Genomic DNA, 22519 nt, shown 5'->3' with positions numbered 1-22519 from the left:
CTATTTTCGAATTTTTTGAATGACTCGCAATTTAGCAGAATGCGCACGATTATTAGCCTCAATCTCTGCCTGACTGGGCAGAATCGGCTTGCGGCTGACCAAAGAAAACTTGGGCTGCCTGTCATCGGGAATAAAAGGAAGACCTTTAGGAACATCAACGACTGTCGCTTCTTTAAACAGCTGTTTTACCAAGCGGTCCTCCAAGGAATGAAAGGTAATCACGGATATCCGCCCGTCTACTGCCAGCAAATCCATAGCCTGAGATAAAGACTCCTCAGCAGCTCCCAGTTCATCGTTGACTTCAATTCGGATGGCCTGAAAAATCTGTTTTGCAGGGTGTCCTTTTTTCTTAAGCTCCTTAGCAGGCTTGGCTGACTTAATAATTTCTGCCAGCTCTCCGGTCGTGGCAATTGCCTTTTCTTTTCTGGCATTTTCAATTTTTCGCGCGATCTGTTTGGAAAATTTATCCTCGCCATACTTAAAGAAAATGCGCACTAAATCATGATAATCATAGGTATTTACGACATCAAAAGCCGTCAGCTCAGCTTCTTGATTCATTCGCATGTCAAGCGGTGCATCCTTTTTATAAGAAAAACCGCGTTCTCTTTCATCCAGCTGAGGGCTTGATACGCCTAGATCATAGCAAATGCCGTCAATTTCAAAGACTTTTTCCTCAGCCAGACGTTCCTTTAGATTGCGAAAGTTATCCTTAATAAAAGTAACCTGACCCGCTTCAACATACGGCTGCAGGCGTTTTTGGGCATTAGCAATAGCGTTTTGATCCTGATCAAAACAATACAGATGCCCCTTTTTGCTAAGTTTTGAGAGCAAATACTCACTGTGCCCCGCACCGCCGAGCGTAGCATCAACATAGATGCCATCAGGCTTAACGTCAAGCCTGTCAATGGCTTCATGCAAAAGCACCGTGATATGATGAAAATCATTAGTCATAAGTTTTATTTTACCACACTTTTATTCTATAATAAACCAAAAAGAGAAAGCTCATTTGTTTAATTCCATAAGAAATTTCCCTTTCTTTTAATCTGCTGTCAAAAATCATGTCCTTTCATGCTCAGCTGTTTACTTGATAGTGCCATTAAGCTGAAAGCTCTGATAAGAACAAAAAGGATCGGCAAACATGTCCGATCCCTATAATCGTTACTATCCAGCTGCCAGTGAGCTCCTTGCAGCTCTATTCTCTGATTTGCCCCTGTCCGTTGATATAGAATTTGGTGCTGGTCAGAGCTTCCAATCCCATAGGGCCGCGGGCATGTATTTTTTGCGTTGAAATCCCGATTTCTGCCCCCAAACCAAAAACAAAACCATCGGTAAAGCGAGTTGAAGCATTGACATAGACTGCTGCAGAGTCCACCTCATCTTGGAAACGCTCAGCCGATACGAGATCCCGGGTAATGATAGATTCTGAGTGGTGGCTGCTGTAAGTATTTATCCAGCTGATGGCTTCATCAAGAGTATCCACAGTTTTAACTGACATGATATAGTCTAAAAACTCGGTGCCATAGTCTTTTTCGCTTGCCGGTTTAGCATTTTGAAGAAAGACCAGCGCTGATGGATCCGCACGAAATTCAACAGGCTGAACTTTTTGAACAGCAGCCTCCAGTTTTGGTAAAAACTGCTCGGCTATTTTTTTATGAACTATGAGAGACTCAGCAGCATTGCAGACACTTGGGCGAGAGGTCTTCGCATTGATTACAATGTTAACTGCCATATCAAGATCGGCAGACTCATCAACATAAATGTGTACATTGCCGACACCTGTTTCAATGAAAGGCACCTTGGATTTTTCTTTAACTGTCTGAATCAAACGGGCACTGCCGCGCGGAATCAAGACATCAATATAATCCACTGCCTGCATCAGTTCTTCTGCCACTGCATGGCTGGTGTCTTCAACCAGCTGCACAATATTAGCATCAATTCCAAAATCAGATAAGGTCTTGCGAAGCACCCCGACCAGGGCCTTGTTGGAATTAATGGCATCACGGCCGCCCCGCAAAATAATGGCATTGCTGGTTTTAAAAGCCAAGCTGAAAGCATCCACCGAAACATTGGGCCGACTTTCAAAAATCATGGCAATGACACCCAGAGGCACACGCTTTTGAACGATTTTAAGACCGTCCAAATTGGTATAGCCGCGAACCACCTGACCGATTGGATCCTGAAGATCAGCCACCTGACGGACGCCCTCAGCGATTCCTTCAATCCGTTCAGCATCCAAACGCAGTCTGTCTGCCATAATATCAGAAATGCCATGCTCTTTGGCATTGGCAATATCATGCGCATTTTCAGACAAAATATAATCAGTCTGAGCCAGCAGATTTTCAGCTGCCTGTCTGAGTATCTGATTTTTTTCTGCCGTTCCCAGCTGTGCTAAGTTCACACTGGCTTTTTTAGCTTTGCGTCCTAACTCATCAATGTAGGTCATCACTCCACCTCATTTCCTTTTTGGATAAACCATGTTCCCAGATTGGCACCGTCCAGCATGCGCAGAATATCACGCGGATTGGCACCGTTCATGAGGATCATCTGTCCTTTGCTGTCAAATACCATCTGAGCACTTTGAAGTTTGCTGATCATGCCGCCTGTTCCGAATTTACTGCCGGCGCCGCCTGCTGATTTAAGAATGTCATCGGTAATCTCTGACACCTGCTGATACAAAACGGCATCCTCATAAATCGTCGGATTCTTGTCATAGAGGCCGTCAATGTCTGACAGCATAACCAGCAGATCTGCTTTGGTAATCTTAGCAACGACGGCCGAGAGGCGGTCATTGTCGCCGAACTTAGTGGCATGATCCATTTCATCAACACTAGTCGCATCATTTTCATTGACAATCGGCACAATTCCCATAGATAACAGGGTTTCAAAGGTATTAGTTACATTGGCAAGACTTTCAGGATACTCGATAACATCGCGCGTCAGCAAAATCTGTGAGACATTGGTCTGATAGTGCGAAAAAATCTGTGAGTAAAGGCTCATCATCGCCACCTGACCAACACTTGAAACTGCCTGCTGCTGGGCAATTTCAGCCGGACGCTTGGCTAGTCCCAGAACATCCAAACCAAAACCCACAGCACCAGACGATACCAGGACAACCTCCTTGCCCTTATTCATAAGACTGGCAATGACAAAGGCCAGCTGATCAATTTTTTCAAGATTAATTTTACCATTTGGCAGAACAAGCGAGCTCGTTCCAATTTTAATGACTAAACGTTTGACCGTTTCAAAATTCCGTTTCATAAGAAAAATTATACTATAAAAATCTTAAATATGCACTGATATTAAGGGAATATTTAAGATTTTCGCTGCCATTTTTCAGACAGTCACAAAAAATTGTAATCTAATTGCAATCGGATTTTTGCTGAATTTTATCAAACTAATGATAAGCTAATTTTTGATCGTACGACTATCCAAAATCATTAAAAAGAAAGGTAGATTCATGCAAAAGAAAATTTTTAGCAAACGTAAAAATAAGGTCTTGGGACTTTGCGGTGCCATTTTAGCTGCTGCCGCTATTGCTTTGGGAACAGCCGGAGCTGTACAAGCTGATGATGTTACGGCACAAACAGTGGCAGAGACCACTCAGATGACAGAAAGCCAGTCTTTCGCAGCCGACAGCACACTGACACAGACAGGCAGCACATCTGCTGTACCAGCTGAGACAACAGCGGCAGCGCCTGCCGATGTTAATCATTCTGCTCAAGAGGAAACTGCGCCGCAGACAGCAGATATAGCTGAAACACCTCAAACAAGCACAGCCGAACAAACAGCTCCGACAGCAAGCAATCCGCAGACAAGTACCCAGCCTGCAGAGCCTTCAGTTCAAACAGCCGCTAATACATCTACTGCTGGTAAGCCAAAAACCAGTGCTGATGAAAATACAACAGCTGTTTATGACAGCGTCAATTTTAAGGATGAGCTGGAATCGGTGGGCAAAATTGCTAAGGTCGCAGACGTTGTTTACAATGGCACAAGAGATGAATACATCACTGTCAATGACCCCAGTCAGCCTTATCAGCCTAACACTGAAGAAATTGCTAAACATCTCAATCGCTATTTAACAGAACTTCGTCAGATTAACGGCATTGACTTTCCTGTTCCTCCGGTCAATCAGGTGATGCAGGACTTCGCTCAGGCTCGGGCAGATGAAGAGGCAGCCGAATCGGACGGTCTGGAACACGATACTAAGTTAGCCTTCCCTCAGGGCATGACTTGGTACGAAGAAAACGGCCACATGGATAACAATCTTCGCCGAACTAATGCTGAGGGGCAAACGATCGCCTCAGACCAAGCAACTGCTTATTATCTGGCTCTTAACTGGTTTGCTGATTATTTTAATATTCTAAATGATCCAAACGACGGACTGCAATCATTCGGCCATGCTATCAGTATTCTTTCTGCTTCCGGAGATGCTATGGGGCTTGGTATTGCTGACGGACAGGGCGGCGAAGAACAGTCATGGTATGCTGAACTCATCTTTGGAGGTGCGGGAGGCAGCGCTAACGAAGAAGGTTTCTCTGCTCAAAAAGACGCTGACGGCAACTGGGTGCTCTACTACAATGGCAAGCCCGTCAAGTTTCTTCCGGATACAACCTTCCATTATAGGACTTCTGCGGCTGCCAGAAAAGCCGCACCGGCTGATCCTCAGCCGCCACTTGCTGAAAAAGACAGCAATCCTGTTCTTCCTCAAAATCCGGATGCCGACAAAACTGAACCCACACCCGCTCTAAAGAGCGACCCGGCAGCAATCAGTCCTGCTCCTTCTTTAGCTGGCTATTCTCCCAAAACAGCCCAAGCCACTGCTCAAAACGAGGCGGCAGAACGTCTTCCTCAAACAGGCACTAAGGCTTCCTTGCTGCCGACCGTTTTAGGAGTGGGCATAGCTCTTATAGGACTTAGCTTCTTTGCCAAACGCCGATTTAACCGATAAATATTGTTTTTACTGTTTCCAAAAACAAAAAAGGATTGCCTCTCTGCATACAAAGAGGCAATCCTTTTATTAATATATTTGTTCAGATTTTTAAAATCAAGCTGGAATGTTCACATTTTTTACCTTACAGCCAGAAAAATCTAGTCATTGATATTTTCTGATTCTTTGGAAATAATATCTCCCGTATCAGCATTGATAGTATAGCTATACTCCGTTGTGTCTTTGGTAAATTCAATTTCAAATTCTGACAGACCGTCATCGGTATCTTGTTCAACACTTAAAAGGGTAACATCTTTTTCTGCGAAACCGGCGTCTTTAAGAGCAATAGCTTTGGCTTTGTCCGCTGAAATTTTTGTTTGTGAGCTGTCAGATTGATCTGCTTGAGAGTTGGCTGTCTGCTCTGTTTTAGTCTGTGCCTGCTGATTATCGTCATCAGTGTCACAGGCTGCCAGCACCGAAACGGAACAAACAGTCAGTGCGAGGGCTAATAATCTTTTTTTCATAATAAGTCCTTTCTATTTTTCGATTATATCCCAGCTTGTGATAAGCAGTCAATAAAAATGCTTGTCGCTCCTATTTGATAACAAATGCAAGGGTGACAAGCAAAAATAAAATAAAATAAAAAGACAGCAGTTTGTACAAACTGTTGCCTTTTTTTGATGTTTAGCTGTGATCTCCGGGCTTTCTGCCGTGAAGACCTTTTTGACGCTGAATTTCCTTGAGCTTTTCAGGCGTAATATCGTTGCCCTGTTCATCAACAATTTTAAGCCCTTCAATATGGTGGCGGAAGCTCCGTCGGTAACCTTCAATATATTCCTCACGAAGCCGCGCCTGCTCAACTTTTTCAGCACCCGTTAAACCTTCACGTTTTTTCTTGCGAGCAAGTTCGTTGATCCGGTTAATTTTTGCTTGTTCCATTTTTCCTCCTTTTATTAAGATACGGCAGAGGATTGTTATCTAAGTGCTATGCACTTGATAACAAACGCCAATCACTATAGTGATTTGGCTGCCTCTCCCGCTAACTTCGTTTGCTTAGTAAGATCGACTAACCAAACGAAGTGTCGCAGCCGTCTTTAATTATTTTGTATTAATCTCATTAAAGGCCGCAATGGTCTTAGCTTTTTCTCCTAAAGCAGCAAGAAGTGCCAAACGGTTGTTTCTGACAGCTTCATCTTCTGCCATAACCATGGTATGGTCGAAAAAGGCATCAATAATCGGACTTAGAGCAAAAAGTCTGTCCACATTTTCGGTCATGTCCTCTGTAAAATGAAGTTCTGTGACCGCATCGTAGAGCTCTTGCTCATGCTCATTTTCAAAAATACTGGTATCAACTGACTGACTGACTGCTTTTTCTGCCAGATTGAAGACACGCGAGAGACTTTCCACAGAAGCCTTAAAATTAGGATCCTTGGTTTTTTCTGTCAGAGTTGCTGCTGCCTCAACCTCCAGACGAACGACATGAGTCGAACTGTCAAGGACGGCGTCTCGAATGTCTTTTGGTACGGAAGCATCGATCATTTTCTCAACACGGCCGCGGATAAAGTCCATGACGTCCGATTGATTTTGATAGACCAGACTGTCAAAATGCAGCTGATACAAATTGGCAATCAAGTCATCCAGCGGAATTTCCCAGCCAAATTTATCAAGGATGCGGACGATTCCCTGAGTCGCCCGGCGAAGAGCATAGGGATCGTTAGAACCGCTTGGAATAAGTCCGACTGAAAAGAAAGACAAAAGGGTATCTAACTTATCAGCAATCGCAAGAACCGCCCCTACCTTAGTATCAGGGAGCTCTCCTTCACTGCTGGTAGGCAGATAGTGCTCGCGGATAGCAGCTGCAACAGCCTGATTTTCTCCAGCTAAGACAGCGTATTTTTCACCCATAATGCCCTGCAGTTCATCAAACTCGCCGACCATACCTGTCAGAAGGTCAAACTTATAGATGCTGGCTGCACGTTCTGTCTGCGCTTTTTCATCTTCTGTCAAATCTGCTAAGTCTGACAGATAAGCCGCAATAGTTTTTGTTCGCATCATGTGCTCATGCAAAGAACCGATTTTTTCATGGAAGGTAACCAGTTTTAATTTTTCGACCAAATCAGCAATCTCCAGTTTTTGGTCCTCACGCCAGAAAAATTCACCATCTTCCAGCCGCGCCAAAAGAACCTTTTCATTGCCCTTGATAACATTATCAATAAACTGGTCGTTACCGTTGCGGACCGAAATGAAATTCGGCAGGAGCTTGCCTGCTTGGTCACGGACAACAAAGTAGCGCTGATGGGTTTTCATTGAGGTTACTAAGACTTCTTCAGGCAATTCAAGATACTTTTGATCAAAACTGCCCATGAAAGCTGTCGGATATTCAACAAGATTGAGCACTTCATTGAGCAGCTCTTCATCAATTTCAACACTGACATTGTAGGTTTTTTCAATGTTTCTGATTTGCTCAATAATCATGTCCTCACGCTTGGCAGCACTGGCAATAACGAATTCTGCTTCGAGGTCGGCTTCATAAGAATCTGCCGATGCAATGCTGGTTTCCTTGCCCAAGAAACGGTGGCCTCTGCTGGTGCGTCCGGAAGTGATGTCAAGAAAGTCAAGATTCAGTGCCTCATCATCCAAAAGCACCACAAGGGTATGAACCGGGCGGATATATTCAAAGGTGTGATTAGCCCAGTGCATGTTGACAGGAAAGGTCAGTGATTTTAAGACATCAATAACGCCTGCGAGAACTTCCTTGACAGGCTTTCCCGCTTCATTTTTAGTCACATAAGCATAGTCCTCGCCGTTAACAGTGCGAAATTCAATATCATCTGTGGTCAGGCCCTTGCCGCGCACAAAACCTTGAGCTGCCTTGGTAAAATTCCCTTGGGCATCCAGAGCAATTTTTTTAGACGGTCCCTTAAAATCTTCAGAATAGTCACTCTGCTGATCAGCCAGATTAACCACACGGACAGCCAGACGGCGCGGAGTGGAAAACATTTCAATTTTCTCAAAAGACAGGCGGTTTTCTTCTAAAAACTGCCCCATTTTTTGCCGCAGCTGCTTCATGCTTGGTTTGACAACATAAGCAGGCATCTCTTCAAGTCCAAGCTCTACTAATAAATTCCTTGTCATTATTCTGCATCCTCCTTCAAGAGCTGTGTCCGAGTTTCATCATCTAATAACGGGTAGCCTAAACGCTTGCGCTCTGCTACGAAAGTCTTAGCCACAATACGGGCAAGATTGCGAATGCGGGCGATATAGCCGGCACGTTCAGTAACAGAGACAGCACCTCTGGCATCCAGCAGATTGAACGTATGCGAACACTTCAGCACATAGTCATAGGCTGGGTGTACCAGATGTTCATCGAGACAGCGTTTTGCTTCTGCTTCAAACTTTTCAAAATTTTCCAGCAGCATGTCTTGGTCACTAATTTCAAAACTGTATTTGGAGTGTTCATACTCAGGCTGGGTAAAGATTTCTCCGTACTTAACCCCCGGTGCCCATTCAATCTCATAAACCGAGTCAACTTCCTGAATGTAAGAAGCCAGACGCTCTAAACCATAGGTCACTTCAGCGGTCACAGGCTGGGTCGCTAAGCCTCCGACCTGCTGAAAATAAGTAAATTGTGTGATTTCCATCCCATCAAGCCAGACTTCCCAGCCAAGCCCTGCTGAGCCGGTTGAAGGGTTTTCCCAGTTATCTTCAACAAAGCGAATGTCATGTTCAAGCGGGTTGATTCCAAGCACCTCAAGTGATTTCAGATAGAGCTCCTGAATGTTTGACGGACTTGGTTTCATAACCACCTGAAACTGATGGTGCTGATAGAGACGGTTGGGGTTTTCCCCGTAACGGCCGTCAGCCGGACGGCGCGAAGGCTCTACATAGGCTGCATTCCAAGGTTCAGGTCCGATGGCACGCAGAAACGTATAAGGACTCATCGTCCCTGCACCCTTTTCATTGTCATAGGCCTGCATGAGCATACAGCCTTGGTCATTCCAATACTGTTGAAGTGTCAAAATAATTTCCTGAAATGTCATTTTTTTAGACATAATTTAGCTCTCTTTCTTAATAAGTGTATCTTGCGACGCTTTCGTTGCTAAAACGATTATTTTTAGCGACGAAAGCTAGTGCTTCGTCTAGGCAATCCTCATAGGGATTGCCATTAGGTGCTTGCTCCTTTAGGAGCACTAGCACCTTTGACGGGGTGGAAGGTTAGTTTTTTTGACATTGTTGTCCTCCATATAATAAAATTTCTTGCGATATGAGTTTTGATAGCCGATATTGCTAGCAAAAACGAATTAGTACAGTGTTTGGCTCATTCGCCACAGCGACTGCTCTTTTTTGATAAACAGCTGGCGCTTGGGAATACAAAAAACCGTGTTTCAACTCCCAATATGCCAGATGACATAGGGGCGTTAAGAAACGCGGTTCCACCCTGATTTTTTACTTCATTTATTATTGATGATAGTCAAAGAAAGCTCCAGTCATTTCCATCTCATATCCGGCTTTCACCGTCCCGGACTCGCTTGAAAAAGATTTTGAAATAACACTCTTTCACGACAGCTATTATAGCAGAAAACAGCCCGCTTGTCTAATATTTTTAGAAATCACGCAGTGATATCAAAGCCTATTCACTTCTTTTGTAGCAGCACAGTTAAAAAATAAAAGCAAGTAGGAACAGTTAATTGTCGAAAAATTTTTGGGAACTATATATCAACCACAAGATATAGAAAAAACAACTTTTTTCGAAAGTTGTTTTTTAGTAATCTGCAAACTCTTCTGGATTTTCAGTTATATATTCTGCCAACCATTCCATTCCGTATGCTATTTCAAAAACTTCTAAAACCATGGAAATATCAGGTTGAAAGCCATAGTTTTGAAGCCTATTGATAAGTTCTTTTGGAGAAAGAACTTTAATCAATTTGATAATATCGCCAGCGTCCTGTCTGTCCCTGTCTCGCCCGCTTTCTAGTTTCATACCAAGAAGATATAGCAATTCTGGAACTAAAACTGTGAGATGAGAAAAACTATAAACTGTCTCACAAACGGTTTTAGAAGGTATTCTGTTGAGATTGGAAACGGAATTATTTAGCCATAATTCATCTGGTTCATTAACACCAAACCTATCCCCAACCGCCTTAATAATATTTCTGACTTTAGCATCTTCATTGTAAAAAGCATCAACATCATGTGTCCCACGAAGGTTGTAATATTCAAGAACGAACCCGCCTACACAGATAATTTCTAATGTGATACTGTCTTTTGCCAACTCCGTATTGAGCGTTTCAAATAGGATTTTCTTATCCATAGTCGCCCTCTCTAATCCGTTTTAAAATATCTTCAGGCTTGCTCTTTCGATTAGCCTGCAACACGTGTTCTCGTGTATGCGTGCCCTCTGTCAGAGCATCCTGCAAGGTTATTTTCTGAAAAGGTGTTAAGGTAGGATTTTTAAGCAGTCTTTCGACATCTTCTGAGGTTAATTTAGTGTCATCATCTCGGATAACCTTATAAAGATAGCGAAACCATAAATCGCCGTCATGTTGGGCGTGTTCGCTGGCTCGTACCATGTATTCATACCAATTCATAGTCAGTCTCCTCTTGGATTATAGTGCATGGCTGTCCACAGCTTTTTATCAAAATCAGACAGCTCTTGCTTTTTAGGGTACAGCCATTCAGTTAAATCAGGCAGTTCTTTGTTGTATTTTTTCTTAAAGAAAATATTGAACTCTTCTTTTGTCTCTGATATATCAGCCAAGGCTTCCAGTTCTGCTAAGCGTTTTGCGACAGCTTTCTTGTCCGTCGTTTCTATGCTCTCATAAATACAATGTTTGGATAATTGAGCATAGAAAGAACGGTGGTTTACGACAAAGTCTTTTGAGAATTTCTCATCCCACAGTTTCGTGTATTTATCATAGAAATCATCAGAAATGCTAACTTGGTAAGGGATTAACTTGCTGTCAACTCTGCGGGAAATAGACCTCTCTAATTCAAAATGCAAATCGGTTTGGGGCTTAGCAGCCATAGAGCACCTCCTTGTATTCAGTACGAACGCAGATGTTTAAAAGCAATCGTGTTAATACTCTCAGTCACTTTATTATAACCTAGCTATTCATCTGTGTAAAGCTGGGCAATGCTCCTAACGTCCTTAGTAATTTCCTCCGTTAAATATGTGCCGGACCCTCGAGCATTGACAGCTCCCTGACGTTATACCATCTCCACAGCCTTATCAAGATTGTTGTTTTCCGACCCAAAACACTCACGAATACGTTTTAACATAAACCAAGCTGTCTTTTGTGTGACGCCAATATCTTTGGAAAGCTGAACAGAAGAAATGCTTTTCTTGTGAGAGGTCACAAGCCAAATGGCCATAAACCATTTGCGCAGTTCAACCTTTGTATTGTCAAAGAGTGTACCCGTTTTAACATTGAAGTACTTCCCTGTGTTTTTGCAGCGGTATTTATTGCCTTTGCATTTATAGACTTTTGAAGCAGGATCAAAAGGGCTGACGATAACATCACTCCAAATCAGATTTTCCAAGTGATCTATACAAGACTGTTCTGTCGGAAAAGCAGACTGTAGCTCCCATAAAGACTCAAATTCAACTGTCATAACAGTACTCCTTTATTCTTAAGTCTATTATAGCATTATTTAGAATAAATATGAACAAAAAGTGTAAAGTTCTACTATGAAAAAGGCAAAAAAGTTTGATATAATAAATATATAAGATATATAAGATATATAAAATAACTAAGGGAGAAACTTAGAATGAACGTATCACAGCTCACAGCTCACAGCTCACAGCTCACAGCTCACAGCTCACAGCTCACAGCTCACAGCTCACAGCTCACGCTGATTATGTAATCGGACGTGTTTTTTGTCAAGCATTAAAACAGGCTTTTTCACATTTTTGTGGGAAGGTCTTTTCTGTTGGTTTTGAAAGTGTGGTGATAGCATGATTCAGAAGCCTGAAACCATTATTCAGCAAGCTTTAAGAACGGTTGTTGAAAGTTTTGGAGAGACATATATTACTGATGGACTTTTGAAAAAGGATGCTATCATCACAGCGTTAGACAATTATAATGCTGACTTGGTAGAACAGATTTTAGCAAACCCAATTTTGAAAGATACTTTCACACAGGTTATAGGTGGCGCTACTATTTTGAAAACTAACGATATTATTCAAGTCCTTGAGGTAGATGAGTATTGGTCAAATTCTTACACTCGTTACAGCAATAAAATTGGACTGACTGCACATAATCGCTATCTTGATGAGGTGTCTGATGTTGTCCTTGACTTTCCTTACAAAGATACCGTCTTAAAAGCTGGGATGAGTACGGAAGATGTTTCTAAAGAAGATGCTCAAGAACCATTTTTAAACGAAATCGTCGCTCGAGAAGAAATCGACGTTCTTTTGGATAAAAAGATTTTCAAAAATGCTAAGAAATATGACGAAAATGGCAGCTCTGCCGTTTCAGAAATCAAGGATACAGATAATCTGATTATCAAGGGGAATAATCTTCTTGCATTACACAGCTTGAAAGAACGGTATGCAGGAAAGGTCAAACTGATTTATATTGATCCACCTTATAACACAGGAAACGATAGCTTTAGTTATAATGACAGCTTCAATCACTCAACATGGTTGACTTTTATGAAAAACCGTTTAGAAGTGGCAAAGGAGTTGCTAATCGACGACGGTGTTGTGATGGTTCAGTGTGATGATAGAGAACATTCTTATCTTAAAGTCTTAATGGATAGTATTTTTGATCGTGATAATTTCGTTGGTACTCTAATTCATCAGCGAGCGAAAGGTGGTGGTCAGGCAAAATATATTGTAAAAGGTCATGATTATGTCACTATTTTTGCTAAAAACGTTTCTTCCAATTTACGAATGGTACGTAAAAAAGTCATACAAGGTAAAGTCGTCGAGCGAAATGGAAAAACTTATCTTCGCAATGATGATGTTGTGAGAAAGGTATTTGGTAAATATGACAAATCTCTTGGAGACAGAAGATGTTTCTACGAAGAACTCAGTATCTATAAAAACGAAAGACAGATTGCTGAAATTGAAAATAAAATAGCTGCTGGAGAATATGAACTTGAAGAGTTTGGTAACGGTATGCACGTTATTTGCACCTATACTCCAGTTGATGAATTAACCTCTAAGCTGTATTCTATTGTAAATGTTTTAGGTACAACAGCGACCTCTCATTTACAAAGTTTAGGATTGAACTTTAGCAATCCTAAACCTGAAGAATTGTTACAATTCTTAATTTTTGCAGTTACACAAGAAAAAGACATTGTGTTAGATTTTCACTTGGGTTCTGGAACAACTGCTGCCGTTGCCCACAAAATGAACCGCCAGTATATCGGTATCGAACAGATGGACTATATTGAAACAGTTTCCGTTGAACGCTTAAAAAAAGTCATAGCTGGCGAACAGGGGGGAATTTCAAAAGACGTTAATTGGCAAGGCGGAGGCTCCTTTGTCTATGCTGAACTGATGGATAAGAATTCAACCTTTATCAAGGCTGTTCTCGCTTCAAAAAATTCTGATGAATTGAGAGTAGTTTTTGATGAGATGAAGAATACCCTTGATTTTGATTTTCGAGTTGATTTACAGGAAGTTGCCCAGTCCATCTGGGAAGAAGATTTTGATACTCAGAAGAAAATTCTGGTGAAGATTATTGATAAAAATCAGTTTTATCATAACTATTCTGAAATTGACGATGAGATGATTCGGTCACAACTGTCTGAATCGGATATTGCTTTCAATAAGAGTTTTTACGGAGAGTGATCATGGCTAAAAAATCAAAGAAGAAAGAACTGAAATTCGAACTCTTAGATGAGCTAAAGCAGTTAGATATAGATATTTTAAACGATCAGTATGGTTGGGAGTTGCCACAGTATATCGTGGATAACATCAAACATAGTCCTCGTCCCTATCAGAATGAAGCTATTCGCTATTTTCACTATACACAGACTTCTGAAGCCTTCAAATATCGGACACTTAATCAGCTAATGTTTAATATGGCGACTGGTTCCGGTAAAACAGATTTGATGGCTGGCCTGATTCTCTATCTCTTCAAAGAAAAGGGTTACCATAACTTCCTTTTTACCGTTAATACCAACGGCGTTCTGAGTAAGACGATTGATAATTTGACCAACAGTCAATCCAACAAATTTCTTTTCGATTCTCCTTTGGAAATTGAAGGAGAGCGCATCTCAGTAAATAAAATTTCTGGGAGATTCCCTGATTATCCAAATGAAAATGATATCAACATCAAGTTTGTCTCCATTCAGACCTTAACAACCGAACTTTTTACTCAGGCAGAAAATGTTATGTCTTTACGTCACTATAAAAAAACTAAGATGGTCATTCTTGCAGATGAAGCTCATCATTATTCTGCTTCAACCAAGAAGAAAACTAAAATTGAGTTAGAGAAAGCATCATGGGAAAAAAGCCTATTGAGTCTTCTTCATGCCAATAATGAGAATTTATTGTTGGAATTTACAGCAACTCTTGATTTTGATGATGAGACGATTTATGAGAAATACAAGAATAAGATCATTTATCGTTATACTTTAGATTCATATATCAAGGATAAATATTCAAAAAATGTCAGACGCATTCAAACTGGAAATTCTAATGAAGAAAATATGCTGAGCACTGTTCTTCTGAGTGAATATCGCAGAAAATATGCTTGGGAGGAATTGGGCGTTGAAATAAAGCCAGTTATCCTTTTTAAATCACATAAAATTGATGCTTCATATGAAGCAAATAAATTGTTCAACGATATGATTGATAATCTAACAGTTGAACGTTTGAGAAATTTCCTAAATTCTCAGACAAGAAGTTTAACAGATGAACACAGTCATACCTTGCAATTGACTTACCATTATTATCTGGAACAAGATGACCTTGCCCCTGTTGTAAGAGAAATAAAACGTGGATTTTCTCCAGCTAGGATTCTGAATGCAAATGATACTGACAGTAGCTCAAAAGGCTTGTTAGAAACAGGTCACTACCAAGCACTCAATTCGCTTGAATCCCCAAGTAATCTGTACCGTGTTGTTTTTGCAGTTGCCAAGCTGACTGAAGGTTGGGATGTGTTAAACCTATACGATATTGTCAGAATAAATAGTCTGGGCAAAACAAACGATAAAAGAGACGCTAAGGCGACAAATGCGGAAGCACAGCTGATTGGACGTGGAGCAAGATACAACCCTTTTGCAATGAATGGAAACGTTTCTTATCAAAGACGATTTGATGAAGAGAATGAGACAGCGAATCTTTTATTGGAGACATTACACTACCACACACTTAATGAACCGCAATACCTTAAGAATTTGATGGCATCACTTGATAAGATGAATCTTCCGACTGGAAAAGATGGTAAAAATCCTCCGATTGATATTAAATTAAAATCGTCATTCAAAAAAACCCCAATCTATCAAACAGGAAGAATCTACTATAATGAAACGCAAGAGATTCCTGATAGCCATTATATCAATTTACGTGCATATGGAATTGATATTCCCAAAATAGCAACAGTTCCTTATTATAAATCTAGCCAAGAAATGACTTATCGTTCGATCGAAAACGTTGAAACAAAGATTTCTCCGTTAAGAGGAATCGATATTCGTTATTTCAAAAAGGGAATCAGCCGTTCAAGTTTTTTCCGATTTAATAAACTGAAAAAGTATATGCCAAATTTAAAGTCTATAAATGACTTTTGGGAAGAAGATTGGTTAGATTTACACAATTTTGTTTTATCTATCGAAACTGAAAAAGAAACAGTGGTTGAGGATTTTTCAGCAATTGAAAAACTTAAAATTGTTGATGTTTTTTTTGAAAATCTGGCTTCTAAAATCAAATCTGGCTATCTCAAAGAGAGAGGTACAAATTGTTTTAAAGGCTATCCTATCTCAGAATATCTTAGTGATTATCGAAAAAGAGTTCCAAATTACGATACAGCAAAACAAAGCGAAACATTTATTGAACAAAAAGTATCCAATGTTTCTTTTGACAAGTATGATTTCTTTGCCTACCAATCAGCAATCATCAATAAAAACGAAGAAAATCTAATTGATGCAATTGCTAACCATATTGAAGAACTTAATGAAAAATACGGTGACGTTTTTCTCATTCGGATGGATGAAAACATGCTTCGAGGAACGGATAAGTTTGAACAATTAAAACTGCATCAATTTGAAGAAAATCCACGAGAAATAAACTTTTCGGGTTTCCAGCCCGATTTCATCTTACTTCTTAAAAATCAAGAATACTATCTTCAAATATTCATCGAACCAAAAGGTGAACAGTTACTAAAGAAAGATAAATGGAAAGAAGAGATACTAACCTATATCAATGACCATCAAGAAGATTTGGAATTCGAAGATGGGGTTGATGGCGTTGTCATAAAAGGCCTAAAATTCTATACCAAAGAGGACAGAAATCAAACAATCAATCAACTGGCAGAAGTTGCTTTAAATAAACCGCAATTTGGCGGAAATATCAAACTAAATCTATTCTAAGTACTAAAAAGACGACTTAAATTAAAAGTCGTCTTGTTCTATATCCTATTGTTGATGTCAACTGGCATACAGTTCCCCATTTTTACCGACTAAAAATTTCGGTTACTTAGGCTTTTCCTTATATGCATCTTTTTGCCTTCTGATATCGTAGTAAGCACCTGTCCGCTCCGCATCGCTCAGGCCCTTGGCTTCGAGCTCTGCCAGATGGCGGTGGATTTTGATTTTTTCGACAAGATAGGTATGGGTCTCCTGCAAATGCCGAATCTGCTCTTCTAAATCCTGCTTGGTCTTCTCTAACAATTCCGTCGACAGGGCATGATTGTGAAATTCTGCCAAAACTCTTCGTATATCCTGTAAACTCATTCCTACTCGGCGGTAGTGGGCAATGGCTTTTAGGCGGTCTATGCTTTGCTCATCAAAATCACGAATCCCACGTTCATTGCGCGGGATGGCAACCATTCCTTCTTTTTCATAATAGCGGATAGCATGGGCAGACAGCCCTAAATCGTTGGAAACTTGCCTGATTGTTGTCATAATCAGCCTCCTTTTCTTTATCTTAACACCTTAGAGCAGGTCTAAGTCAAGCTATCATCGCAGCTTGAACAGTTAAAAATCGCCTTTATAATGACGGCGATTTTTTAGTTCACTAATAGGCTCCGCGGATGTAATCATGCACGTCCTGCCAGTAAAAGTCTGAAATACGCTCAAGCTCTTCCGGGCTGAATGGTTTGGCTGTTAGGCTTGCTAAGTTGCTGTCTGCCTGCTGAATGGATTTAAATCCTGGGATCACGGCTGTAATTCCATCTTGCTGGAGCAGCCATTTCAGCGAGGCACTGGCTAAACCGCCGTGGTCATCACCAATCCACTTGATTTTTTCAACCAGCTCAATAGCTTTATCAAAAGGCAGACCTCCAAAAGTTTCGCCAACATTAAAAGCTGCTCCGTCGCGGTTGAAGTTGCGGTGGTCATTTTCGGGAAAAACACTGTCTTTGGTATACTTGCCTGTCAAAAGGCCGCTGGCCAGAGGTACTCGTGCCAGAATTCCGACATTTTTCTCCTTAGCCAGAGCAATCATTTCTTTAACAGGTTTTTGCCGCAAAACATTGACAATGACCTGAAGGCTGCTGGCTTTGGTATTTTCAAGGACAAATTTGCCTTGATTGTCTGTTTCCACACTGACACCGTAATAGCGGATTTTCCCTTCTTTTTTCAAGTCTTCTAAGACGGCAAAGACATCTGACTGTGTCAGAATTTCCGTCGTTGGACAGTGAATCTGGTAGAGGTCAAGTACCTCCATCTGCAGATTGCGCAGACTGTCTTCGCAATAGCTGCGCACTTTATCATAAGTGTAGTTTTCAGGGTTTGTGAAATCATCACGGCGGCCGAATTTAGTCGCCACATAAACACGCTCAGAACGCTCTTTCAAAACCTCACCGATAAGGGCTTCACTGCGTCCGTTTCCATAAACATCTGCCGTATCAAAAAAGTTGACCCCGCAGTCAATGGCATGATTGAGCGCCGCCAGAGCAGACTCTTTACTGACGTTGCCCCAGTCGCCGCCCAGCGCCCACGTGCCAAAACTAACTGCACTGATGGACATGTCTGTTGTTCCTAATTGTCTGTATTCCACAAGATTCCTCCTCCATATTCTACAGCAAGCCCAGATGCTGAGCATGAAAAGCAATGTGCTTTTCAGCAAAGCTGGCAACAAAATAATAGCTGTGATCATATCCGTCATGCAAATCTAAGGTCACATCAATCCCATTGGCTTTGGCAGCCGCAGCAAAAATCTCCGGCTGCAGCTGCTCAGGATAAAACGTATCAGCCAAACCTTGGTCAATCAAAATCGGAACAGCTTTTTCTGCCTGTGACAAGAGTTTTGTACTGTCATAAGCTGCCCAAGCAGTCTGATCTTTACCAAGGTAAGCTGTAAAGGCTTTTTGACCCCAAGGAACTGCACTCGGATTGACAATCGGTGCAAAAGCTGAAACCGATGCATAGCGATTAGGATTTTTCAAAGCGATTTGCAAGGCACCGTGCCCGCCCATACTGTGACCAAAAACAGAACGTTTATCTGTTACCGGGAAATTGGCCTCAATCAGCTCCGGCAGCTCGTCAATGACATAGTCATACATGCGGTAGTTCTTATCCCACGGGCTTTGGGCTGCATTGAGATAAAAGCCGGCTCCCTGACCTAAGTCATAAGCCTCATCATCAGGAACACCTTCTCCTCGCGGCGAGGTATCCGGCATCACAAGGGCAAGACCGTACTTAGCAGCATACTGCTGGGCACCGGCCTTGGTTGAAAAATTTTCATCTGTACATGTCAAACCTGACAGGAAATATAAGACAGGAACCTTTTGATAGTCTGCTTGAGGCGGCAGATAAACCGCAAAGGTCATTTCTGTCTTGGTCGTTCTTGACTGGTGGCTGTAGCGTTCATGCCAGCCGCCGAAGCTCTTTGTTCTAGATAGCTGTTTCATAGACAGTCTCCTTAGTAATGAATAACTGTGCGGATTGACTTGCCGTCATGCATCAAGTCAAAAGCATCGTTGATTTGTTCCAAAGGCATAGTATGAGTGATGAAATCACTGAGAGCAAATTCACCGTCCATATACTGAGCAACAATGCCCGGCAGCTGCGTTTTCCCTTTAACACCGCCAAAAGCAGAACCGCGCCAAACACGGCCTGTTACCAATTGGAAGGGACGGGTATGAATTTCTGCACCTGCTGGTGCTACACCGATAATGATGCTCTCACCCCAGCCCTTGTGGCAGCATTCCAAGGCAGAGCGCATAACCTCAACATTTCCGATACATTCAAAGGAATAATCCACACCGCCGTCAGTCATATCAATAATGACTTCCTGAATGGGCTGATCGTAATCATTGGGGTTGACAAAATCAGTAGCTCCAAGCTCTTTCGCTTTTTCAAATTTATCTGGATTGACATCGATAGCAATGATACGAGAGGCCTTAGCCATACGGGCACCGATGATAGCAGCCAGCCCGATACCGCCAAGTCCAAAGATTGCTACAGTTGCTCCTTCTTCAACCTTAGCCGTATTGAGAACAGCTCCCATACCGGTTGTTACGCCGCAGCCTAACAGACAGACTTCTTCCAGCGGTGCATCTTCTTGGATTTTAACCAAAGAATACTGAGACACTACCGTGTGTTCTGAAAAAGTCGAAGTTCCCATATAATGATAGATGGGCTGACCGTCTTTGAAAAAGCGCACGGTGCCGTCGGGCATCAGTCCCTTGCCTTGTGTTTCACGGACAGCCGAGCACAAATTTGTTTTACCTGACAGGCAAAATTCACATTTGCCGCACTCAGCTGTATAAAGGGGAATAACGTGGTCGCCGACCTGAAACTCGGTCACACCCTCGCCTACTGCTTCAACAATTCCTGCGCCTTCATGGCCGAGCACACAGGGAAACACACCTTCTGCGTCTTTACCTGAAAGGGTGTAGGCATCTGTATGGCAGACCCCTGTTGCTGTGATACGAACCATAACTTCGCCTGCCTGCGGCGGCATGAGATCTAATTCTTCGATTTTCAGCGGTTCATTTGGTGCCCAGGCAACTGCGGCACGTGTTTTAATATAATCCATAACTGTCTCCTTTAGTAGTTTAGTTAGAAATAAACGGCAGCAAAAGCAGCCGGTCATATAGGATAAATAAAGACAAGTCTGAGGCAGTCCCGCCTCAGACTTACATTTAGCCGTTAAAAATCCTTAGTGTCTGGATCAGGTGCCGGTGTTGCACCTGCCAGATGCCTTATCGCATCAGCATCTTCATCACTCAGCTGAATATCTGTAAAGTCCAGATTTTCCTTGATACGATCTTTATGAACTGATTTTGGCAGCGGCAAAAAGCCTTCATACAAGGACCAGGCAAGTGCCACTTGAGCAACAGTTTTACCGTATTTAGCCGCAAGCTCTTTCATGGTCGCATCGCCAAAAATTTCTCCCTGACCAAGCGGTCCCCAAGCTTCAATCACAATATTATGATTACGGCAGTAGTCAATAACCTCCTCTTGATAGCAGCCTGGCGCCAAGCGGATTTGATTGACGGCGGGCGTCACTTTAGCAGTTTTGGCCAGAGCTTCCAAGTGATGCACCAAGAAATTGCTGACCCCAATTGAGCGGATAAGCCCGGCTTTCTGAGCTTCTTCCATATAACGCCAAGCCTCAGCATTGCCTTCTTGCCAATGATCGCGAATGGCTTTAGGATTAGGCCAGTGAATCAAATAAAGATCCACATAATCCAGCTGCAGTCTTTCTAAGGAAGCAGCCAGCGCTGCTTTTGCACCTTCATAGCTGTGAGCGTCATTCCACAGTTTTGTCGTCACAAAAAGCTCTTCACGCGCAATACCGCTGTCTTTAATAGCCCGGCCCACGCTTTCTTCATTGCGGTAATAGGCAGCTGTATCAATATGGCGGTAGCCAGCTTTAATAGCTTCCAAAGTTGATTGATAAGCTTCTTCACCATCAGCCGCCTTAAAAGTCCCAAAACCAACTTTTGGAATGGTTAAACCATCATTCATTGTGTAAACACTAACCATTAGATATCCTCCTTATGTACTGGTTCTGTGATAATAAGTACCACATAAATTCAAAAATGCAAGAAAGCAAAAATAAACCAGATTAAAACAATCCTGCCTCCTGCAGGCAAGACGCAGGAAAGCCCAAATCAGATTTGGCAGGAGCCAAAAACAGTTTTAGCTTTTTGGCAGTGAAAACCTTGCATCTTCACTTTTTATCTTAACACCTTAGAGCAGGACTAAGTCAAGTTTTTCCTCCATAACAAAAAGATAGCTAAAGGCCCTTTAATGCCTCATTTTATCAGGTATTCTCAGTGTTTTTAGACAAAAGGCTTTTAGGACTTATTAGAACTCTCGTATTTCTTTTCTCCGGCGATATAAGTAGCCTGTAGCTCGAAGTCACCATCCAAAACAATAAAATCTGCCTTATGTCCGATCTTAATCTGACCGCAGACCTGATCAAGTCCTAATGACAGAGCTGGGATAAGACTGGCCATGCGGACAGCTTCAGCTTTGCTGGCAATTCCCCAATCAACGACATTTTTAAGACCGTCTTTAAGCTCCAAAACAGATCCTGCAAGATTGCCGCCGTCTTTGAGCCGCGCTGTGCCATTGGCCACAATCACCGGAAATTCTCCCAGCATATAATCTCCGTCTGCTAAGCCTCCTGCACTCATACAGTCAGTAATGAGAGCTACTTGCTGGTGTCCCTTTTGTTTCATCAAAATATCGCAAGCTACCGGTGTGACATGATGTCCATCACAGATGAGCTCTGCATAAGTGTTAGGGAGATTATAGACTGCTCCTACCATACCCGGTTCGCGGTGGCTGAGTCCGCGCATCCCATTGTAAGCATGCACCCAGACACTGGCGCCGGCTTCAACGGCTCCAACAGCCTGCTGATAGGTCGCATTGGAGTGCCCCAGAGCGACTGTTACCCCTTTTTCTCTGGCATAGCGGATAAATGCTTCACTGCCCTCACGTTCCGGTGCTATGGCTATTTTCTTTAAAAGCCCCTGACTGGCCGATAGCCAAGCATCCAGTTCCTGACAGCTGGGATTGCGCATGTATGACGTATTTTGCGCTCCTTTATAGGTTTCCGTAAAGTAGGGGCCTTCAAAATAAAGGCCTTGAATCCTAGCCCCAGTTTCCTGACCTGCAAACGCTGCTGCGGTCTCACAAATAGCCTTCAATTCTTCAAACGACGCTGTCAAAGCTGTCGGTAAGAAACTTGTCACCCCTGCTGCCAGCAAGGCTTGACTCATTTTCTCCAGAGAAGCCCTGCTATTATCCATCGTATCAGCACCCGCATAACCATGAATATGGGTGTCAACTAAGCCCGGTGCTACCGAATACCCTGTACAGTCAATAATATCAGCTTCCTGCGGCACTTCGCTCTGCCATTGTCCGAAACAGCCATCCGTAATTTCTAAAAAACCTGTCCCCTTAACATCATAGGGATAAAAAAAGTGATCAGCCTTAATATATTTTGTCATTGAAAGATGC

The 22519-nt window shown here is 42.2% G+C and carries 19 protein-coding genes and 1 pseudogene; 3 read left to right on the top strand and 17 right to left on the bottom strand.

Annotation, left to right across the window (positions count from 1 at the left end; all coding sequences use genetic code 11):
* The 3 genes from rsmH to proB all read right to left on the bottom strand — a co-directional run bounded on the left by rsmH (nucleotide 1) and on the right by proB (nucleotide 3258).
* Nucleotides 1-951, bottom strand: a complete 951-nt coding sequence (gene rsmH / locus AC4HAF_RS01560; RefSeq protein WP_491096387.1) for a 16S rRNA (cytosine(1402)-N(4))-methyltransferase RsmH — start codon at nucleotides 949-951, stop codon at nucleotides 1-3.
* 241 nt (nucleotides 952-1192) lie between these two features.
* On the bottom strand, nucleotides 1193-2443 hold the full coding sequence (locus tag AC4HAF_RS01555) for a glutamate-5-semialdehyde dehydrogenase (RefSeq protein WP_491096386.1): 1251 nt from the start codon (nucleotides 2441-2443) through the stop codon (nucleotides 1193-1195).
* On the bottom strand, nucleotides 2443-3258 hold the full coding sequence (gene proB / locus AC4HAF_RS01550; RefSeq protein WP_027974870.1) for a glutamate 5-kinase: 816 nt from the start codon (nucleotides 3256-3258) through the stop codon (nucleotides 2443-2445). The genes AC4HAF_RS01555 and proB overlap by 1 nt, the downstream gene beginning before the upstream one ends.
* Before the next feature lie 199 nt (nucleotides 3259-3457).
* Here proB and AC4HAF_RS01545 point away from each other — a divergent pair, with 199 nt between their 5' ends.
* The gene (locus AC4HAF_RS01545; protein WP_491096385.1) at nucleotides 3458-4948 is read left to right on the top strand and encodes a putative cross-wall-targeting lipoprotein signal domain-containing protein; all 1491 of its coding nucleotides are present in this window, start codon (nucleotides 3458-3460) and stop codon (nucleotides 4946-4948) included.
* A gap of 140 nt (nucleotides 4949-5088) precedes the next feature.
* Here AC4HAF_RS01545 and AC4HAF_RS01540 read toward each other — a convergent pair whose 3' ends face one another.
* The 8 genes and pseudogenes from AC4HAF_RS01540 to AC4HAF_RS01505 all read right to left on the bottom strand — a co-directional run.
* Nucleotides 5089-5451 carry a PepSY domain-containing protein gene (locus AC4HAF_RS01540; protein ID WP_491096384.1) on the bottom strand — a complete coding sequence of 121 codons (363 nt, stop codon included), beginning with the start codon at nucleotides 5449-5451 and terminating at the stop codon, nucleotides 5089-5091.
* A 160-nt stretch (nucleotides 5452-5611) separates the two neighbouring features.
* Nucleotides 5612-5866, bottom strand: a complete 255-nt coding sequence (locus tag AC4HAF_RS01535) for a DUF896 family protein (RefSeq protein ID WP_027974867.1) — start codon at nucleotides 5864-5866, stop codon at nucleotides 5612-5614.
* Nucleotides 5867-6025: 159 nt separating this feature from the next.
* On the bottom strand, nucleotides 6026-8062 hold the full coding sequence (gene glyS / locus AC4HAF_RS01530) for a glycine--tRNA ligase subunit beta (RefSeq protein WP_491096383.1): 2037 nt from the start codon (nucleotides 8060-8062) through the stop codon (nucleotides 6026-6028).
* The gene (glyQ, locus tag AC4HAF_RS01525; RefSeq protein WP_491096382.1) at nucleotides 8062-8979 is read right to left on the bottom strand and encodes a glycine--tRNA ligase subunit alpha; all 918 of its coding nucleotides are present in this window, start codon (nucleotides 8977-8979) and stop codon (nucleotides 8062-8064) included. Before glyQ ends, glyS begins: the two co-directional genes overlap by 1 nt.
* 710 nt (nucleotides 8980-9689) lie before the next feature.
* Complete coding sequence (locus AC4HAF_RS01520; RefSeq protein ID WP_491096381.1) at nucleotides 9690-10238, bottom strand: DUF6036 family nucleotidyltransferase; 549 nt, start codon at nucleotides 10236-10238, stop codon at nucleotides 9690-9692.
* Nucleotides 10231-10515, bottom strand: coding sequence for a hypothetical protein (locus AC4HAF_RS01515; RefSeq protein WP_491096380.1), 285 nt, complete (start codon nucleotides 10513-10515; stop codon nucleotides 10231-10233). Before AC4HAF_RS01515 ends, AC4HAF_RS01520 begins: the two co-directional genes overlap by 8 nt.
* Nucleotides 10516-10517: 2 nt before the next feature.
* Complete coding sequence (locus AC4HAF_RS01510; RefSeq protein WP_491096379.1) at nucleotides 10518-10952, bottom strand: hypothetical protein; 435 nt, start codon at nucleotides 10950-10952, stop codon at nucleotides 10518-10520.
* A 215-nt stretch (nucleotides 10953-11167) separates the two neighbouring features.
* Nucleotides 11168-11539 (bottom strand): annotated as a pseudogene (locus AC4HAF_RS01505) (transposase); the annotation flags it as partial.
* Nucleotides 11540-11882: 343 nt separating this feature from the next.
* Here AC4HAF_RS01505 and AC4HAF_RS01500 point away from each other — a divergent pair.
* A complete protein-coding gene (locus AC4HAF_RS01500; protein WP_491096378.1) occupies nucleotides 11883-13727 on the top strand; it encodes a DNA methyltransferase in 1845 nt (614 codons plus the stop codon).
* A 2-nt stretch (nucleotides 13728-13729) separates the two neighbouring features.
* Nucleotides 13730-16468 carry a DEAD/DEAH box helicase family protein gene (locus AC4HAF_RS01495; protein ID WP_491096377.1) on the top strand — a complete coding sequence of 913 codons (2739 nt, stop codon included), beginning with the start codon at nucleotides 13730-13732 and terminating at the stop codon, nucleotides 16466-16468.
* Between the two features lie 102 nt (nucleotides 16469-16570).
* On the opposite strand, the gene AC4HAF_RS01490 is transcribed toward AC4HAF_RS01495, so the two are convergent.
* The 6 genes from AC4HAF_RS01490 to nagA form a co-directional block, all read right to left on the bottom strand.
* Nucleotides 16571-17002, bottom strand: coding sequence for a MerR family transcriptional regulator (locus tag AC4HAF_RS01490; RefSeq protein ID WP_491096376.1), 432 nt, complete (start codon nucleotides 17000-17002; stop codon nucleotides 16571-16573).
* A 112-nt stretch (nucleotides 17003-17114) separates the two neighbouring features.
* On the bottom strand, nucleotides 17115-18098 hold the full coding sequence (locus tag AC4HAF_RS01485) for an aldo/keto reductase (protein ID WP_491096375.1): 984 nt from the start codon (nucleotides 18096-18098) through the stop codon (nucleotides 17115-17117).
* Between the two features lie 19 nt (nucleotides 18099-18117).
* On the bottom strand, nucleotides 18118-18951 hold the full coding sequence (gene fghA, locus AC4HAF_RS01480) for an S-formylglutathione hydrolase (protein WP_491096374.1): 834 nt from the start codon (nucleotides 18949-18951) through the stop codon (nucleotides 18118-18120).
* 11 nt (nucleotides 18952-18962) lie between these two features.
* Nucleotides 18963-20081: an S-(hydroxymethyl)glutathione dehydrogenase/class III alcohol dehydrogenase gene (locus AC4HAF_RS01475; protein ID WP_491096373.1), complete on the bottom strand. Its 1119-nt coding sequence runs from the start codon at nucleotides 20079-20081 to the stop codon at nucleotides 18963-18965.
* A 113-nt stretch (nucleotides 20082-20194) separates the two neighbouring features.
* Nucleotides 20195-21034: an aldo/keto reductase gene (locus tag AC4HAF_RS01470; RefSeq protein WP_491096372.1), complete on the bottom strand. Its 840-nt coding sequence runs from the start codon at nucleotides 21032-21034 to the stop codon at nucleotides 20195-20197.
* A 314-nt stretch (nucleotides 21035-21348) separates the two neighbouring features.
* Entirely contained in the window at nucleotides 21349-22509 is a 1161-nt protein-coding gene (nagA, locus tag AC4HAF_RS01465; RefSeq protein ID WP_491096371.1) for an N-acetylglucosamine-6-phosphate deacetylase, read from the bottom strand.
* Nucleotides 22510-22519: the final 10 nt, after the last annotated feature.

The organism is Streptococcus sp. ELY_90 (assembly GCF_058314475.1).
This window is presented reverse-complemented; position numbering and strand designations above follow the sequence as displayed.

What these genes read in the sequence shown, in the direction of transcription:
- rsmH (WP_491096387.1), bottom strand. Translation starts at nt 951, where the DNA reads ATGACTAATGATTTTCATCATATCACGGTGCTTTTGCATGAAGCCATT.
- AC4HAF_RS01555 (WP_491096386.1), bottom strand. Translation starts at nt 2,443, where the DNA reads ATGACCTACATTGATGAGTTAGGACGCAAAGCTAAAAAAGCCAGTGTG.
- proB (WP_027974870.1), bottom strand. Translation starts at nt 3,258, where the DNA reads ATGAAACGGAATTTTGAAACGGTCAAACGTTTAGTCATTAAAATTGGA.
- AC4HAF_RS01545 (WP_491096385.1), top strand. Translation starts at nt 3,458, where the DNA reads ATGCAAAAGAAAATTTTTAGCAAACGTAAAAATAAGGTCTTGGGACTT.
- AC4HAF_RS01540 (WP_491096384.1), bottom strand. Translation starts at nt 5,451, where the DNA reads ATGAAAAAAAGATTATTAGCCCTCGCACTGACTGTTTGTTCCGTTTCG.
- AC4HAF_RS01535 (WP_027974867.1), bottom strand. Translation starts at nt 5,866, where the DNA reads ATGGAACAAGCAAAAATTAACCGGATCAACGAACTTGCTCGCAAGAAA.
- glyS (WP_491096383.1), bottom strand. Translation starts at nt 8,062, where the DNA reads ATGACAAGGAATTTATTAGTAGAGCTTGGACTTGAAGAGATGCCTGCT.
- glyQ (WP_491096382.1), bottom strand. Translation starts at nt 8,979, where the DNA reads ATGTCTAAAAAAATGACATTTCAGGAAATTATTTTGACACTTCAACAG.
- AC4HAF_RS01520 (WP_491096381.1), bottom strand. Translation starts at nt 10,238, where the DNA reads ATGGATAAGAAAATCCTATTTGAAACGCTCAATACGGAGTTGGCAAAA.
- AC4HAF_RS01515 (WP_491096380.1), bottom strand. Translation starts at nt 10,515, where the DNA reads ATGAATTGGTATGAATACATGGTACGAGCCAGCGAACACGCCCAACAT.
- AC4HAF_RS01510 (WP_491096379.1), bottom strand. Translation starts at nt 10,952, where the DNA reads ATGGCTGCTAAGCCCCAAACCGATTTGCATTTTGAATTAGAGAGGTCT.
- AC4HAF_RS01500 (WP_491096378.1), top strand. Translation starts at nt 11,883, where the DNA reads ATGATTCAGAAGCCTGAAACCATTATTCAGCAAGCTTTAAGAACGGTT.
- AC4HAF_RS01495 (WP_491096377.1), top strand. Translation starts at nt 13,730, where the DNA reads ATGGCTAAAAAATCAAAGAAGAAAGAACTGAAATTCGAACTCTTAGAT.
- AC4HAF_RS01490 (WP_491096376.1), bottom strand. Translation starts at nt 17,002, where the DNA reads ATGACAACAATCAGGCAAGTTTCCAACGATTTAGGGCTGTCTGCCCAT.
- fghA (WP_491096374.1), bottom strand. Translation starts at nt 18,951, where the DNA reads ATGAAACAGCTATCTAGAACAAAGAGCTTCGGCGGCTGGCATGAACGC.
- AC4HAF_RS01475 (WP_491096373.1), bottom strand. Translation starts at nt 20,081, where the DNA reads ATGGATTATATTAAAACACGTGCCGCAGTTGCCTGGGCACCAAATGAA.
- AC4HAF_RS01470 (WP_491096372.1), bottom strand. Translation starts at nt 21,034, where the DNA reads ATGGTTAGTGTTTACACAATGAATGATGGTTTAACCATTCCAAAAGTT.
- nagA (WP_491096371.1), bottom strand. Translation starts at nt 22,509, where the DNA reads ATGACAAAATATATTAAGGCTGATCACTTTTTTTATCCCTATGATGTT.